Source organism: Pseudomonas sp. S3_A03 (assembly GCF_054668275.1).
Window position 1 is genome coordinate 263,733 of sequence record NZ_CP162753.1, and the last position, 16,749, is coordinate 280,481.

Sequence of the window (16,749 nt, forward strand, 5' to 3'; positions counted from 1 at the left end):
TTGCGCATGACCATTCAGTTCACTCTAAAGGCCTTGTGCTTAACCCTGCTGGTCGCCGCCGCGCCGATGGCCTTGGCCGCCAGCGCCGAACAAGCGGCCGCGCTGGGCAAGACCCTGACGCCCTTCGGTGCCGAGAAAGCCGGCAATTCCGACGGCAGCATTCCGGCCTGGGACGGTGGCTACACCAAGGTCGATCCGGCTTATGTTCCGGGCGGCAAGCGCGGCGATCCGTTTGCCGCAGACAAACCCTTGTTCAGCATCACCGCCCAGAACCTGGCCAAGTACGCCGACAAGCTCAGCGACGGCACCAAGGAGCTGTTCAAGCGCTTTCCGGACACCTATCGCATCGACGTGTATCCGACCCGGCGCACGGCGGCCGCGCCGCAGTGGGTTTATGACAACACGCTGAAGAATGCGACCCGCGCCAAGCTGGTCAATAGCAGCGCCGGCCTGATCCCGGATGGCGCCTATGGCGGGATCCCGTTTCCGATTCCACAAAACGGTACCGAAGCCATCTGGAACCATGTGCTGAACTGGCGCGGCACTTCGGTGGCGGGGCATTTTCGCCACTATCTGATGACGGCCGACGGCAACCAGGTGATGACCAGCGACGGCCTGTTGACCCAGGAAATGCCCTACTACTTCCAGGAGGGCGGCCCTGAAAACTACTCGGGCGACTACTGGCAGGTGCACTTTGTCAATCTCGGCCCGGCGATTCGTGCCGGCGAGCAAATCCTGGGGCGCGAGAACATCAACGGTGACAAATCCCAGGCCCATGTCTACCTGAGCGGCCAACGCCGGGTACGCACGCTGCCCAACGCTTGCTGCGACACGCCGACGCCGTCCACCGCTGGGGTCATGTCCTTCGATGAGTTGAGTGTGTGGGGGGGCGTACAGACCGGTTCGACTGGAAGCTGGTGGGCAAGCAGGAGATGTATGTCCCCTACAACACCAACAAGGTGCAAAACGCTGCCCAGCCGCAGGACCTGCTGGGCAAGCACCATCTGAACCCCGATTACGTGCGCTGGGAATTGCACCGCGTCTGGGTGCTTGAATCGACGGTGGCCGCCGGCAAGCGTCACCAGCTGCCCAAGGGCCGTTACTACCTCGATGAAGACACCTGGCAAGCGCTGCTCGGCGATCGTTGGGATGCCAGCGGCCAACTGGCCAAAACCCTCTGGTCGCTGCCGTCGGTATTGCCCGACCTGCCGGGGCTGGTGCAGCTCTCTTCAGGTTTTTATGACCTGACGTCCGGTGCGTGGTTTATCCAGAACCTCTATGCAGGGTTGCCGGAGCAGTACCGCGCGGTGGATCGCTACAAGGCCTCGGAGTTCTCGCCGGCAGCGATGGCGGGGCGCGGCGTGCGTTAGACCTGAGCCGAGCGTGAAGGGCAGGCCGGTCGCCTGCCTTTGGGATACGAGTGTTTGTCCGAGGTAGGTTATGAACAGAATCAATCAGGCGAGCGCGTTGCTCCTGGCCCTGTATTTGCCCTTCGCCACGAGCGAGTGCCTGGCCGGGTCGGCTGCGGTGGGCGTGCCGCTCAATACCCCGGCCATGCGGGTACCGGTTGCACAAAACGGCGTGTTGATCGACCTGGCGCGTGCCGGCACACGTCTGGTGGCCGTGGGCGAGCGCGGCCTGGTGCTGTTCTCCGACGACAACGGGCAAAGCTGGCAACAGGCTGGGGTACCGGTTTCGGTCAGCCTGACGGCGGTGCGCTTCGTGGATGCGCAAAAGGGCTGGGCAGTCGGTCACGCGGGCGTGGTGCTGGCGACGCTGGATGGCGGCGAGCACTGGACGCTGCAGCTCGACGGCGCGCGCGTGGCACAGCTGGAGCTGGACTCCGCCAAGGCGGAGCAAGCCACGGCTGCCGACCCGGATGCCGCCCTGGCGCGGGTACAAAATGCCGAGCGTCTGGTGGCCGATGGTCCGGACAAACCCTTTCTGGCATTGGATTTCGTCGACGCGCACCGTGGGCTCATCGTCGGCGCCTACGGTGTGGCGCTGCAGACCACCGATGGCGGTGCTACCTGGCACTCGCTGATGGGGCATATCGCCAACCCGAACGGGATGCACTTGTACGCGATCAGTCACCAGGGCACCCGCTGGTTCCTGGCTGGCGAGCAAGGTTACCTGGCCCGTTCGGACGATGACGCCGTGTCGTTCAGTCAGTTGGACAGCCCTTACGAAGGCAGCTATTTCACGCTGCAACGTCGTGACGATGGCGCGCTGGTGGTTGCCGGGCTGAAGGGCAATGCCTTTGTCTCCCGCGACGCCGGCGTCAGTTTCCAGCGTCTGTCGGTGCCCGTACCGATCTCCTTCAACGATGCCACCCGTTTGGCCGACGGCCAGCTGTTGCTGGTCAATCAGGGCGGCATGCTGTTTCGCCACAGCGAGCAGACCGGCGCGGCGATGCTGCCGTTGGGAGCGCCCTTGGGCAAACCTGTTTCAAGTGTGATCGAGGCCGCCGATGGCAGCCTGATCGTTGCCGGTTTCACCGGGCTGCAGCGTCTTGCGCGGCCAGCCACTGCCGCTTCGGAGTGAGGTTATGACGTCTCCTGGTAAGTTTTTCCAGCCCCCTGCCAATGCGCTCGATGATTTTGATCCGCGCTCCGGTTCGATGCTCGAACGCGCATTGTTCAACCATCGTCTGTGGGTGTTGCTGCTGTGCCTGGCGACCACGCTGGTGCTGGGCTGGCAGTCCGCTCGCGTTGAACTCAATGCCAGTTTCGAAAAAATGATCCCCACCCATCAGCCCTACATCGCCAACTACCTTGAGCACCAGAAGGAGTTGAGCGGGTTAGGTAATGCGGTGCGCATTGCGGTGGTCAACAAGCAGGGCGACATCTACGACAGCGCCTACCTCAAGACCCTGCAGGCGTTGAGCGACAAGATCTACCTGCTGCCCGGTGTCGACCGGGCGTACATGAAGTCGCTATGGACGCCGGCCACCCGCTGGGTGGCGGTGACCGAGGCGGGCCTGGAGGGTGGGCCGGTCATTCCGGATAACTACGATGGCGGCGCAGCGAGCCTTGCGGCATTGCGGCGCAACGTGCAGCTGTCCAACGAAATCGGCCAGTTGGTGGCGTTCGACCAGGCCTCGAGCATCATCCAGGTACCGCTGTTGCAGCGCACCCCCGACGGCAAACCCTTGGACTACAGCCAACTGTCGCAACAGTTGGAATCGCTGCGCAGCCAATACCAGAGCGACAGCATCGACATCCGCATCACCGGTTTCGCCAAGAAAGTCGGTGACCTGATTGCCGGCCTGCGGCAAATCCTGATGTTCTTCGCCGTGGCGATCCTGATCACCACGGTGGTGCTTTATTGGTACACCCGCTGCATTCGCAGCACTCTGTTGGTGGTGTTCTGCTCATTGGTGGCGGTGGTTTGGCAGCTCGGCTTGCTGCCGCTGCTCAATTATCAACTGGACCCCTATTCGGTGCTGGTGCCGTTCCTGGTGTTTGCCATTGGCATGAGCCACGGCGCACAGAAGATGAACGGCATCATGCAGGACATCGGGCGCGGCATGCACCGGGTGGTCGCCGCACGCTTTACTTTCCGCCGCCTGTTCCTTGCCGGGCTCACCGCGCTGCTGTGTGATGCGGTCGGTTTCGCGGTGCTGATGATCATCAAGATCCAGGTGATCCAGGACCTGGCGATGATCGCGAGTATCGGCGTGGCGGTGTTGATCTTCACCAATTTGATCCTGCTGCCGATATTGCTTTCTTATGTCGGGGTCAGCGGCCGCGCGGCGCAACTGAGCCTGAAAAGCGAGCACGCCGAGCTGGCTGGCCACAATCGCCACGGGTTCTGGCGCTTCCTCGACCTGTTCACCCAGCGCCGGTGGGCGGCGCTGTGCATCGCGCTGAGCCTGGCGCTGGCGACGCTCGGCTTCATCGTCAGCCTGCAACTGAAAGTGGGTGATCTGGACGCCGGCGCGCCCGAGCTGCGGGCCGACTCGCGCTACAACCAGGATGATGCATTCCTGACCCGGCATTACGGCGCCAGCAGCGATCTGTTCGCGGTCATGATCAAGACCCCCGCCAGCGCCTGTTCGCGCTATGACATCCTGAACAAGGTCGATGCCCTCGATTGGCAGTTGCGCACCTTGCCAGGGGTGGATTCGACCAATTCCCTGGCACTGCTCAACCGCCGCATGCTGGTTGGCCTGAGCGAAGGCAGCCCGAAGTGGTATGAGCTGCAGAACAACCAGGCAATGCTCAACATGGTCACCGCCGGGGCGCCGCGCGGGCTGTACAACGAAGATTGCAGCCTGCTGACGCTGTACGTCTACCTCTCCGACCACAAGGCGCAAACCCTGAACCGTCTGGTGGATCACGTCGAACAATTCGCCGCGGCGAACAATACCGACGAGGTCCAGTTCCTGCTGGCCGCGGGCAATGCCGGGATCGAGGCCGCGACCAACATCGTCGTCAAGCAGGCCAATCGCGAAATGCTGTTCTGGGTCTACGGCGCGGTGATCCTGCTCTGCTTGATCACTTTCCGATCCTGGCGCGCCACGATTTGCGCGGTGATTCCGCTGATGCTTACGTCGATCCTCTGTGAGGCGTTGATGGTCTGGCTGAACATCGGCGTCAAGGTCGCGACCTTGCCGGTAATCGCCCTCGGCGTGGGCATCGGCGTCGACTACGCGCTGTATGTGATGAGCATCCTGCTCGGTCATATGCGCCAGGGCACAAGCCTGTCGCAGGCGTATTACCGGGCACTGCTGTCCACCGGCAAGGTGGTGATGCTGACCGGTGTGACCCTGGCGATCGGCGTAGCGACCTGGATGTTTTCGCCGATCAAGTTCCAAGCTGATATGGGCGTGCTGCTGGCCTTTATGTTCGTCTGGAACATGGTGGGCGCGCTGGTCCTGTTGCCGGCCCTGGCTCACTTTCTGTTGCCGAGCAAGCGGATAAGTACAGGGCCGGCCGAGGCCAACCCCAGCCATTCGACGAGCTTGCCGCTGATGCCTGCCGTAGCCGAGGAGGGGGATTGCGTGAAGCACTCGCTACGCCTGACTTCAGAGCACGATCAAACGATAAAAGACGCCAATCCCGTCGCGTCATAACAACAAGAAAGGACGTTCCCATGCCTCGTGTGCATTTGTTCCAGCGGTCCCTATGGCTTGACCTCTTCGCCGGTCTGAGCGCCTTTGGCATGGCGTTTTGCGCGGCGCAACCTGCGGAGGTGCACGATGAGCGTTGAGCGCCAGGCAGGTTTGCCACAATCATTGTTGCTGTTGCTCGGCAGTTGCCTGCCAGTGCTCGGTGCGGTGCTGCTGGCCCCCGTCCTGCCGCTTATGCAGCAACACTTCGCCGACACACCGGGTGTGGCCGTGCTGGTGCCCGTTGCCCTGACGCTGCCGGCGTTGATGATTGCGTTGTTGGCTCCCGTGGCCGGAATCATCGCTGACCGACTGGGGCGCAAACCGTTGTTGATCGGTGCGATGGTGCTCTACACCGTCTGCGGCGTGCTGCCGCTATGGCTGGAGTCGCTGCAGGTCATCGTGATCAGCCGCGCCGGCATCGGTGTGGCCGAAGCGGCGATCATGACCTGCTGCACCACGATGATGGGCGACTACTACAGCGGCGCGCGACGTGAACGCATGTTCGCCCTGCAAATGGTCGCGACCTCATTGTCGGCGGCGATCTTCATTGCCATCGGTGGAGTGCTCGGCGAGCACGGCTGGCGTACCCCGTTTGCCCTGTATGGGCTGGGGCTGGTGTTCCTGCCGCTGATGGCATGGTTGCTGTGGGAGCCGCGTGCGCAGGCGGCCACCCTCACAACGGCGGGCAGGGCATTCCCCTGGCGCCCGCTGGCACCGTTGTATGCCCTGGCATTCCTGGCGGGCCTGAGCCTGTTCATCGTGCCGGTACAAGTCGGTTACCTGCTTAACCTGCTGCATGTCGAAGGTTCGCAGCAGATCGGCCTGACCATGGGCGCCAGTCAGTTCGGCGTACTGGTCGGCGCCCTGAGTTTTCGTCTGTTGAGCGGTGTGCCGGCGCAGCGGCAGATGCTCCTGGCCTTCGTCGCGGCCGGGATCGGTGGCGGGCTGCTGGCGGTAGCCGACAGTCACGGGCTGGTGGTGATCGCCGTCCTGATCAACGGTCTGGGCATCGGCCTGATGATGCCGACCCTGCTCACCTGGATCATGAGCCAGGTCGACTTCCAACAGCGCGGCCAGCGCCGCCGGCGGCTTCACGGCGATGTTCTTTGCCGGGGAGTTCGCCAGCCCGCTGGTGGTGCTGGCGATCACCGGCGGCGTAATCGGCGCCTTGCCAGCGGCCTTGGGCATCGTCGCGGGCGTTCAATTGATGGTAGCCCTGGCCTGTCTCCGGTTGCGTGGCAGCGGGTCTGTTTTTGCCACGGCGGTGGCCGCAGACCCTGAGCACTGACCTGCCCATTCGACGCTTCAACACAATAAGAACAACGAGGAGAACCGCATGAGTTATTTGCTCAATACCTGGTACATCGCTGGATGGGCAGACGAGCTGGCGCAAGGTGGCATGCTGGGCAGAACCATCGTCGAGCAACCCATTGTGTTCTTTCGCGATAGCCACGGTGTGATCCAGGCGCTCGCCGATCGTTGCCCGCACCGTTTTGCCCCGCTGCATAGGGGCAAGGTTGTCGGCGACAGCGTCCAGTGCCCGTACCACGGCCTGCGTTTCGATGGCAGTGGCCAATGCACGCACAATCCCCATGGCGAAGGAAACATCCCCAAGGCCGCCTGTGTTCGCGGTTTCGCGGCCGTTGAGCGCCACGGGGCGATCTGGGTCTGGCCGGGCGATCGTCACCTGGCCAGCGATGCCTTGATTCCTGATTTTTCCTTTTTCGAGCAGGCGCCCACCCATGCCAAAGGGCATGGGTATTTGCCGACCCGTGCGCACTACGAGTTGCTGTCCGACAACATCATGGACCTGAGCCATGTTGATTTCCTGCACCCGGATACGCTCGGTGGCGGGGCGTTGTCACACACCCGAGCCACCATCGAGGAATTGCCCAACGATCGCGTACGCATCAGTTGGTGGGCGCCGGACGATGTGCCCCCGCCGGCTTTCGGCGCTCACCTTGAAGATCCGAGCCGGGCAGACGTCTGGGCCGAAGTCATCTGGCACGCCCCCGGCCTGATGCTGCTCGGCAGTGGCGCCACGGCGCCAGGGCGCCCCAGGGCGGAGGGACCAGTGACATGGAACCTGCATCTGATGACGCCGCAGGACGCGGCCAACACCCATTATTTCTTTGCCAACACGCGCAGTTTCGAGCAGGACAATGCGCAGTTGAATGCCTTCGTCCAGGAGATGTTGATCGGTATTTTCGCCGGTGAAGACAAACCCATGGTCGAGGCTCAACAGCGCCAGATTGGTGAGGTTGAACTGCTTGGCCTCAACCCTGTGTTGCTGCCAGTCGATGCAGGGGCCGTGCGCTGTCGACGTGTTCTGCGTCGATTGATGGAAGCCGAGCGAGCGGAGACGCAAGCCAGTCGGTCATCAAACTATGAAAAAGAGGAACTGCGATGAGCTTTCTACGCAACGTCTGGTACGCGGCCGCCTGGGGAAACGAGATCAAGGCTGGCGAGTTGTTCCAACGAACCTTGCTCAATGAACCCGTGGTGTTTTTTCGCGACACCCAAGGTAATGCCCAAGCCATTGCCGATCGATGTCCCCACCGTTTCGCGCCCCTGGGCATGGGCATCCTCAAAGGCGATGCGGTGCGTTGTCCGTACCACGGCCTGGAATTCGATGGCAGTGGCGCCTGTGTGCATAACCCCCACGGCGATGGTGCCATTCCCAAGGCGGCTAAGGTCAAGGCCTACCCGCTGGTTGAACGCTACAGCTTGCTGTGGATCTGGATGGGGGATCCTCACTTGGCCGATGCGGCGCTGATTCCGGATTTCAATTGCATGGATGAAGACCATTGGTATGTCGGCAAACGCTACCTGCACGCAAAAGCCAACTACGTGCTGGAAACCGACAACATCATGGACCTGAGTCATATCGAATTTTTGCATCCGTCTACGTTGGGTGGCGATGGCGTCAAGGGTGCATTGACTAGCGTGCAAGAGGAGGGCAACACCGTTTGGTCCAACCGCCAGACGGTTGCGGAAATTATGCCAGAGTTCCTCTACACCGCCTGGAACATCCCCCAAGGTACGCCGGTGGATCGTTGGATCGATGTACGTTGGGATGCGCCTGCGAACATGTTGCTGTTTTCCGGTGCAGTGGCGACCGGTCTCCCAAGAGATAAGGGCGTTTCCACACCGATTCCGCATCTGTTCACTCCAGAGACCGAGACCACGACTCACTACTGGTTCTCAGTCTGTTTCCCCAAGGCAATGGGCAAATTTGCCGAGCGATTCGCTGATGAGCAGGCGGCCGCGATCAGCCGGCCCTTTGCCGATGAAGACTTGCCAATGCTCGAGGCGCAGCAGCGCATGATGGGCGCTGCATCGTTCTGGGACTTGAAACCGGTGCTGCTGATCGGTGATGCAGGAGCGGTCCGGGCGCGGCGTGTACTCGACCGCATGATTGCTGCCGAGCAGCCTGCGGGTGCCAAGTGATGATTGAAGTCATCGTCACTCGCAAGCGCCTCGAAGCCGAAGGCATCTACAGCTTCGAACTGGCCCCCGCCGAGGGCTCCATGTTGCCGGCTTTCAGTGCCGGCTCGCATATCGACGTGCATCTGCCCAATGGCTTGGTGCGCCAGTACTCGCTGTGCAATCACCCGCAAGAACGCCACCGCTACCTGCTGGGGGTGTTACTCGACCCGGCGTCTCGCGGCGGTTCGCAGGCCATGCACGAGCAGGTGCACGAAGGCAGCCCACTTCGCATCAGCGAACCTCGCAATCTGTTCCCGCTTGAGCATGGGGCCGGGTACAGCGTGCTGTTCGCCGGCGGTATCGGCATCACGCCGATCCTTTGCATGGCCGAGCGCCTGGCGCGGATCGGCGCGCCTTTCGAGCTGCACTATTGCGGCCGCTCGGCCGGGCGCATGGCCTTTATTGAGTACCTGCGTCATTCGGCGTTCGCCGATTGCGTGCACGTTCATATGGACGATGGCGAGGATGCCCAGCGCCTGGACAGTGCTCGGGTCCTGTCCACGCCGGCCAGTGACCGTCATCTGTACGTCTGTGGCCCCAACGGTTTCATGGACCACGTGCTTGGCACGGCGCGCGCGCAAGGCTGGGCCGAGGCGCAACTGCACCATGAGTACTTTACCGCCGCCGCTGCCCCGGTGGGTGAAGCGGGCGGGTTCGAGGTGCAACTGGCTAGCACCGGGCAGTGCTTCCAAGTGCCGGCCACGCTCAGCGTTGCCCAGGTATTGCTGGAGGCTGGCATCGACATCCCGCTGTCTTGCGAACAGGGCATCTGTGGCACCTGCATCACGCGCGTGCTGGACGGCGAGCCGGAGCATCGTGACATGTTCCTGACCGATGCCGAGCGAGCCCGCAACGACCAGTTCACGCCTTGCTGCTCCCGTGCGAAGAGTGCGCGGCTGGTACTCGATCTTTAAGGTTTTTTCATGAATTCATCGTTACCCGCTGGCGCGTTTCGCCAACAGATTGAGGACTCGAATATGCAACAGCTTCCTGGTTTCAAACGCGTGGTAACCGGGCACGATGCCCAGGGCCAGGCGGTGGTCGCGCTCAGCGGGCCAACGCCGAACAGTTTCCCGCTCAAGGCCGTGCCCGGCACGGTCTTCCATGAGATCTGGAACAGCGGCGCCAGCCCGGCCGTGCTGGATAACGGCGACGACCCCACCCACCAGCCGCTTCAACTGAGCCCCGCGCCATTGGGCAGTGTCATCCGCGTGGTGGATATTCCCCCGGACAGTGTGCAGAACCAGGTCAGCGCCGAGGAGGCCGCGGCGGCCTTCGCCGAAATTGGCCAGGCCCATGCCGGCACGGGGCAGGCGGATTCCAGGCACAAGCTGATGCATCGCACCCAAACGCTGGATTACGGCGTGGTCACCGAGGGTGAGGTCTGGCTGGTGCTCGATGGCGAGGAGGTGCATCTCAAACGCGGCGACATCGTGGTGCAGCGCGGCACCAACCACGCCTGGAGCAATCGCACCGAGCAGATGGCCCGCATGCTCTTTGTGCTGCTCGATGGCCGCTTTGCTCCTGAACTGCAAGGAGAACACCCATGAAGCTCAGCACCCTCAAGAACCTAAATCGCGACGGTCGCCTGGTGGTGGTGTCGCGCGACCTGGCCTGGGCGGTGGATGCCGGCGATATTGCCGCGACGCTGCAGGAGGCCGTTGAGCGCTGGGCGCATGTCGAAAGCGTTTTACGCGCGCGGTATGACGCCTTGAACGAAGGCACGCTGGCCGGTGCCTTCGCCTTCGATCATCAGCAAGCCGCCGCGCCTCTGCCACGTGCCTGGCAGTGGCTGGACGCCTCGTCTTTCCTCAGTCATGGCGAGCGCATGCAGAAGGCTTTTGGGCTGGATCCGATCGAAGGTGTTGAACATACGCCGCTGATGTATCAGGGCTGTGGCGACGACTTTCTAGGCGCCCACGACGACATCGAGCTGCCCAGCGAAACCCACGGTATCGATTTCGAAGGCGAGTTTGCGGTGTTGGTCGATGAGGTTCCCATGGGCTGCTCGGCGCAAGACGCCGTCGAGCATATTCGGCTCATTGTGCAAGTCAACGACGTCAGCCTGCGTGCGCTCGCCCCCCGAGAAATGAAGACCGGCTTCGGTTTTATCCAGGCCAAGTCCGCGTCCAGTTTTGCCCCGGTGGCGGTCACCCCCGACGAGTTGGGCGAGGCCTGGCGCGACGGGCGCGTGCACTTGCCGTTGAAGGTTGAATGGAACGGTCAGTGGTTCGGTCATGCCCAGGGCGGTGCCATGCATTTCGGCTTTCATCAGTTGATTGCTCACGCGGCGCTGACCCGGCGCCTCAGGGCGGGCTGCCTGATCGGTTCCGGCACGGTTTCCAATGCTGACCCCACTGTGGGCGCTGCCTGCATCGCCGAACGTCGTGCCGTTGAGATGATCGAGCACGGCGTACCACGGACGTCCTTCATGCGCTTTGGCGACCGCGTGCGCATGGAGGTCCTCGATCTGCAAGGTCAGTCGGTGTTCGGGGCGATAGACCAGTGCATCGTGCGCGGAGGCCTCCCATGCGCGTGATGATTACCGGGGCCAATGGTTTTGTTGGCCGGACGCTGGTGAAACGGTTGCTCGAAACCAATGCGTTACAAGGCCGCTCGATCAGCGCGTTGATCCTGCTGGATAAAGAGTTGGTGGGGTTTGCCGAGGACAAGCGCCTGCGCCGGCATTGCGGCAGTGTCACCGACGCCGCGTTATTGCGCCGCGCGTTGGCCGATGGCATCGATGTGGTCTTTCACTTGGTCAGTATTCCGGGGGGCGCGGCCGAGCAGCATTATTCACTGGGCTATCAGGTCAACCTGCTGGCAAGCCTTGAGTTGCTCGACCAGCTGCGCGAGCAGCCGGGACAGCCGGTGCTGGTGTATGCCAGCAGCGTGGCGGTGTACGGCGGCGACCTGCCGGCCCGCATCGACGAGCGTGCGGTGCCGAGCCCGCAGTTGAGTTACGGTGCGCACAAGGCGATGGTGGAAATGGCGATCAATGACCTTGCCCGACGAGGCGAGGTGGACGGTCGCGCCGTGCGTCTGCCCGGCATCGTTGCCCGTCCACGTGAACCCAATGGGCTGCGCTCGGCGTTTATGAGCGACGTGCTGCACGCCTTCGCCGAAGGCCAGCCCTATTGCTGCCCGGTGTCGCCGCAGGCGCAGGCATGGTGGATGTCGGTGCGGTGTTGCGTGGATAACCTGCTACGGGCCGCCGAACTGCCGTCTGCCCAGCTCGGCGCGTCACGCGTCTGGCAACTGCCGCTGTTGCGCCTGTCCATTGCCCAGGTCATCGATGCCCTGGCCGCTGCCTACGGCCAGGAACGCCGCGCGCTGATCAGCTTCGCACCGGACGCGGGGCTGCAAGCGTTATTCGGCAGCTTTCCCGCAATGAAAACCCCTCTGGCCCGTGCCCTTGGCTTTCGCCATGACGGCTCGGCAGCTGCCTTGATACGTAACAGTTTGAATGCCGCTACCCCGACGCGTCGTGCGCGTGGGCGGGTGGGACTTGGAGTGAGCGAACATGCAATCAACTAAACGCCGCCTGGTGGACCTGTCCGTGACCCTGGACAACAACCCCTACACCGATCCGCCGCCGTTGCTGCCGAAAATCGACTACATGGACCATCAGCAAGGCTGGCCGGAGATGGCCGCGATGTTTCCCGGCCTGTCCAAGGCGCAACTGCCCGGTGACGAATCCTGGGCGGCTGAGCGCCTGCAGATCACCACTCACAGCGGGACGCATATGGACGCCCCCTGGCACTACGCCTCGACCACGGACGGCGGCAAGCCGGCGTTTGGCATCGACGAGTTGCCGTTGGACTGGTGCCTGCAGCCGGGCGTGAAACTGGACTTTCGTCATTTACCGGATGGCCATGTGGTCAACGCCGCCCAAGTGCAAGCCGAGCTGGAGCGTATTGGCCATGTTCTACAGCCGTTGGACATTGTCCTGGTCAACACCCGTGCCGGCGCGCTGTTCGGTCAGCCAGGGTATCTGGACGCCGGGGTAGGCATCGGCCGCGAGGCCACGTTGTACTTGCTGGAACGCGGCGTGCGCGTGGTCGGCACCGATGCCTGGAGCTGGGACGCGCCGTTCAAGTACACCCGCGAACGCTTCGCCGCCACGGGCGACGCCTCGATCATCTGGGAAGGGCACAAGGCCGGACGCGACATCGGTTACGGCCAGATGGAAAAATTGGCCAACCTGGAATCCCTGCCGGCCCACGGCTTCCAGGTGTCGTGTTTCCCCTACAAGATCAGGCACGCCTCGGCCGGCTTCGTCCGCGCCGTCGCGATTTTCGAGGAATGAACGCGCCGGCGGCCGGTGAAAAAAAGCGCGCCAGCCTGTCCCGGGGGCTTGAGGCGCTGCTGTCGGAGCACATTGTCGCGGGGCGACTGCGCGGCGGTGAGCAGTTGCCCACCGAGTCGGCCCTCATGCTGGAGCATGGGGTCAGCAGGACGGTGGTGCGCGAGGCCATGTCGCGTCTACAGGCCGCTGGAATGGTTGAGACGCGCCACGGTATCGGCACGTTCGTGCGCGGTAGCACCCTGTCGCTGAAGGCCTTCATCGACCCTGCGACGATCGGCATCCTGAATGATTCGCTGGCGATCATGGAATTTCGGATCGGTCTTGAGGTGGAAGCCGCCGGGCTCGCCGCCCAGCGACGTGGCCCGGATCAGTTGGCGGGGTTGCGGGCGCTTCTCGATCAGCTCGGGCAGCCCAATGTCAGCGTCAATGACCGGGCCGCGTTGGATTTTCAGTTCCATTTGGGTATTGCCCAGGCGACCGGCAATCACTACATCGCCCACACATTGCGCAACCTGGGCGAGGTGATCATCCCGCGTAGCCGGCTGGATTCTGCGCGCCTGTTTCACGATGAGCCTCTGCACTATGAGCAGCGGATGCAAAGCGAGCACGAACAGATTTACCAGGCGATCTTCCATCAGGACACAGAATGCGCACGCGCTGCGATGCGCCTGCACCTTCAAGACAGTCGCGAATACTTGCATCAGGCCCGCCAGGAGCTGATGACATGACGAGCGTCGATAGGCCTGACAACGCCTCGCCCTCTCCGGCATCCGCTCTGACAATAATCGATGCGCGCTGGACCTTGTTCGTCCGGGTCGTGGCGGCTGGCAGCCTGAGCAAAGCGGCCGTACTGCTGGACATGCCGCAGTCCATGGTGAGTCGCAACATTGCGTTGCTTGAATCGCAATGTGGGGAGCGGCTGTTTCATCGTACCGGGCGCGGGGTGGTCCTGACCGAATTTGGCGAGCAGTTGTTGCCCTGTATATCGGCGCTTTTGGCGAACGCTGAAAGCCTTGCCGATGACATTCGCAACCTGCGAGGCAAACCGGTGGGGGAGGTGGTCGTGGGCATGTTGCCTTCCGCGGTGCGTCGGTTTGCGGGGACGCTTTTTGCTGCGGTGCGTGCCCAGATGCCAGGGGTGAGGTTGCACCTGATCGAAGGCGCGAGTGCTCAGCTCGAAGAGCAGTTGCACGATGGTCGTCTGGATATGGCGCTGGTGCTGCGCGAGAGCGAGGCGAGCATCGGCCAAGCTCATCTGTTGGCCAGGCTACCGCTGCACCTGGTCGGACCCGCCGCCGATCCGCTGTTCGGCAATCGAGATATTGCACTGGAAAATCTATCTGGGTTGCCATTGGTCGTGCCTGGGCGGCCGCATCTGCTGAGGGCCAGGCTCGATCATTTGGCTGCGGAGCAAGGCGTGGAACTGTGCGTGGCTGTGGAAGCCGACTCGGTCCAGCTACAGTACGAAGTCGTCGCGGCCGGCGGAGGCTATGCGATTGCCTCGGTGTTGCCGGGCTCGCTGGATCAACGACTTATTTCATCGCGCATTATAGAGCCCGTGTTAGAGCGCTTTGTCGTGCTGGTCGAATCGCCCCGGCGCCCCTTGACCCGTGCTTCCCGTGAAGTGCGACGGCTGATTTGCAATCTGTCCATGCCATCGATTTAAGCGATAGCTGCTTTGCATCCCCAGCAGTATTCGGTGGGGGGCGCGCCTCGTAGGGTGTCAGTCAACCAACGACTGATCCCCGATTGCGAGGTTTGCGCCATGCATCACGCCCAAGAACTCCAAGTCATTGCCCCGACGCTTTTTCTCAGTGACGCCGATGTGGCCTCGCTCGCCGACTGGAGCACCGCCGTCGCCGCGCTCGCCGAGGCGTATGCACGCCCTGCATCGGATGCCATGGTGCCGCCTCGCTCCATGGCCCGGGGCGATGGCATCTGGCTGCGCAGTTTGACTGCCGTACCTCCGGCTGGCGGCCATATGGGCTGCAAGTTGATCGCAGCCTCCATGCGGGCGCGCTGCGCCAGCTACCTGATTGCGTTGTTCGATCAGAAAACCATGGCGCTCAGTGCCCTGATCGACGGCAACCGGGTGACAGGTTTGCGCACCGCGGCAACCGCTGCGCTGGCAGTCGATTTACTGGCGCCCAAGCGCGCGCTGCGGGTGGGGGTGATTGGCTCGGGGTTTGAGGCCCGTGGCGCATTGGACTGCCTCAAGTCCGTGCGCGATGTGGCGCATGTCCGGGTATTCAGTCCAACGCCCGCTAGCCGCGAGCGTTTTGCCGAGAGCTTCAGGCCAGGGCTGGAGATCCAAGCGGTGAACAGCGCGCAAGAAGCTGTGCAGGATTGCGACGTGGTGATTTGTGCCGCCCGCAGTCGTGACGAATCTCCGGTCCTGCAAGGCGCCTGGCTTTGCCCGGGGGCCACGGTTGTGTCGTTGGGTTCCACCTTGCCTGAGCAACGGGAAGTTGACCCGGTCACGATGGAGCGAGCCGTCTGCATCGTCGCCGATATGCCGCAAGAGGTGCTTCACGATACCGGTGACGCCATTGCGGCGATCAGTGCCGGCGTTTATGTCGCCGACAAATTGGTCGCGCTGTCGGACCTCGTCGCGGGCCGTGTCATACCGCGCCAGCACGCAAGCGACATCGTTCTCTACAAGTCTGTTGGCTCGGCGCTGCAGGACGTCGTCATCGCCCAAGCGCTGTACGAGCGCGCCCGGCAACAAGGCCTCGGCATCGAGTTGCCCGCCAGCATTGTCCCTGTCTCGAAATAACTCCCTTCACTGTGCAAAGGAACATCATCATGGCCACATACAAGAAAGCGGATGCCCGTGCCTGGGCGCGGGAAAACCTGGTGGGCTGCTCGGCTGTCACCATCCCAAGTTTCAGTGCTGATTTGAAGCGTCTCAATGAGCGTGGCATACGCCACGACATCGAACATACGGTTGGCCTGGGCTACAGTGCTACGTTGCTGTGCAGCGAGCTGGCGATTTCTATCCAGGAGAATGCCCAGTTCACTGCCTGGGCCCGTGAGTCAGGGAAAGACCTGATCCTGTTTTTCCATGCGGCCTTTGGCACGCTTGCCGAGAATATCGAGGCGGTGAAGCTCGCCGAGAATGCCGGTGCGGACATCGTCCTACTCTCCTATCCACCACAGTTCTGGCCGACCAGCGAGCAGGAAATCTACGCCTACACCAAGTCGTTCTGTGACGCGACGGACCTCGCCGTCATGCTCTTCCCGATTCCGCTCTGGGGCTTTGAGCGCGTGCATCCGGCAGGGATGTCCTTGGAGTTGGTCAGTCGGCTGTTGGCCGATTGCCCGAATATCGCGGCCATCAAGTCCGAGCAAGGGTTCCCGCTGCCGGCGGGCATTTGCGAGATGTATTACCACTTCCGTGACCAGGTGGTGATCAGTTGCCCGATCGAAGGCGACGCAATCCCCTTGATGAGCCTGATGAAGTTGCAGTTTTCCGGCACCAGCAACACCGCCTGGATGAGCGACTACTACCCGAAAGCGTTCGAACTGGCACGCACGGGCCGCTTTGAAGAGGCGATGGAACTGTACTGGAAGGTCAATCCGGCACGCAGCGCCAACGGCGCCGCCGCGCAAAGCTATGCTGGCGGCACTGGTGTGCTCAATCGCACGATGTGGAAATACCAGGACTGGCTCGCCGGCTTCAACGGCGGCCCACTGCGTGCCCCGGCGATGCGCGTGCCGGATCGCTTCATGAAGTCGCTGCGTCAAGGGTTGGTTGCGTCGGGGTTGCCGGTGACTTCGGATCCTGACAGCGCCTTCATGATCGGGCGTCATCCGTGCTGATCAGGAGGGTTGC

General features: G+C 62.5%; 13 protein-coding genes and 2 pseudogenes. All 15 read left to right on the forward strand.

Annotated features, from left to right (window positions below; translation table 11 throughout):
• Positions 1-6: 6 nt before the first annotated feature.
• Positions 7-1,370 (forward strand): annotated as a pseudogene (locus tag AB4O25_RS01250) (DUF1329 domain-containing protein).
• 70 nt (positions 1,371-1,440) lie between these two features.
• Positions 1,441-2,544, forward strand: a complete 1,104-nt coding sequence (locus AB4O25_RS01255; RefSeq protein WP_042727897.1) for a WD40/YVTN/BNR-like repeat-containing protein — start codon at positions 1,441-1,443, stop codon at positions 2,542-2,544.
• A 4-nt stretch (positions 2,545-2,548) separates the two neighbouring features.
• A complete protein-coding gene (locus AB4O25_RS01260) occupies positions 2,549-5,077 on the forward strand; it encodes an efflux RND transporter permease subunit (protein ID WP_460150314.1) in 2,529 nt (842 codons plus the stop codon).
• 126 nt (positions 5,078-5,203) lie between these two features.
• A pseudogene (locus AB4O25_RS01265) lies at positions 5,204-6,404 on the forward strand (MFS transporter).
• A gap of 48 nt (positions 6,405-6,452) precedes the next feature.
• Complete coding sequence (locus tag AB4O25_RS01270) at positions 6,453-7,526, forward strand: aromatic ring-hydroxylating dioxygenase subunit alpha (protein ID WP_003173136.1); 1,074 nt, start codon at positions 6,453-6,455, stop codon at positions 7,524-7,526.
• Entirely contained in the window at positions 7,523-8,566 is a 1,044-nt protein-coding gene (locus tag AB4O25_RS01275; RefSeq protein WP_135196838.1) for an aromatic ring-hydroxylating dioxygenase subunit alpha, read from the forward strand. Before AB4O25_RS01270 ends, AB4O25_RS01275 begins: the two co-directional genes overlap by 4 nt.
• Positions 8,566-9,519, forward strand: coding sequence for a PDR/VanB family oxidoreductase (locus tag AB4O25_RS01280; RefSeq protein WP_042727892.1), 954 nt, complete (start codon positions 8,566-8,568; stop codon positions 9,517-9,519). The genes AB4O25_RS01275 and AB4O25_RS01280 overlap by 1 nt, the downstream gene beginning before the upstream one ends.
• Before the next feature lie 63 nt (positions 9,520-9,582).
• A complete protein-coding gene (locus AB4O25_RS01285) occupies positions 9,583-10,155 on the forward strand; it encodes a cupin domain-containing protein (RefSeq protein ID WP_042727891.1) in 573 nt (190 codons plus the stop codon).
• A complete protein-coding gene (locus tag AB4O25_RS01290; RefSeq protein WP_460150316.1) occupies positions 10,152-11,144 on the forward strand; it encodes a fumarylacetoacetate hydrolase family protein in 993 nt (330 codons plus the stop codon). Before AB4O25_RS01285 ends, AB4O25_RS01290 begins: the two co-directional genes overlap by 4 nt.
• Positions 11,135-12,142, forward strand: a complete 1,008-nt coding sequence (locus AB4O25_RS01295) for an NAD-dependent epimerase/dehydratase family protein (protein ID WP_460150318.1) — start codon at positions 11,135-11,137, stop codon at positions 12,140-12,142. Before AB4O25_RS01290 ends, AB4O25_RS01295 begins: the two co-directional genes overlap by 10 nt.
• Positions 12,129-12,914, forward strand: a complete 786-nt coding sequence (locus tag AB4O25_RS01300; protein ID WP_003173143.1) for a cyclase family protein — start codon at positions 12,129-12,131, stop codon at positions 12,912-12,914. Before AB4O25_RS01295 ends, AB4O25_RS01300 begins: the two co-directional genes overlap by 14 nt.
• Entirely contained in the window at positions 12,911-13,642 is a 732-nt protein-coding gene (locus tag AB4O25_RS01305; RefSeq protein WP_042727888.1) for a FadR/GntR family transcriptional regulator, read from the forward strand. The genes AB4O25_RS01300 and AB4O25_RS01305 overlap by 4 nt, the downstream gene beginning before the upstream one ends.
• Entirely contained in the window at positions 13,639-14,580 is a 942-nt protein-coding gene (locus tag AB4O25_RS01310) for a LysR family transcriptional regulator (protein WP_368949462.1), read from the forward strand. Before AB4O25_RS01305 ends, AB4O25_RS01310 begins: the two co-directional genes overlap by 4 nt.
• A 99-nt stretch (positions 14,581-14,679) precedes the next feature.
• Positions 14,680-15,690, forward strand: coding sequence for an ornithine cyclodeaminase family protein (locus tag AB4O25_RS01315; RefSeq protein WP_065947812.1), 1,011 nt, complete (start codon positions 14,680-14,682; stop codon positions 15,688-15,690).
• Between the two features lie 29 nt (positions 15,691-15,719).
• Positions 15,720-16,736 (forward strand): dihydrodipicolinate synthase family protein, encoded by a 1,017-nt coding sequence (locus AB4O25_RS01320; protein WP_042727885.1) that lies wholly within the window; start codon positions 15,720-15,722, stop codon positions 16,734-16,736.
• Positions 16,737-16,749 lie beyond the last annotated feature (13 nt).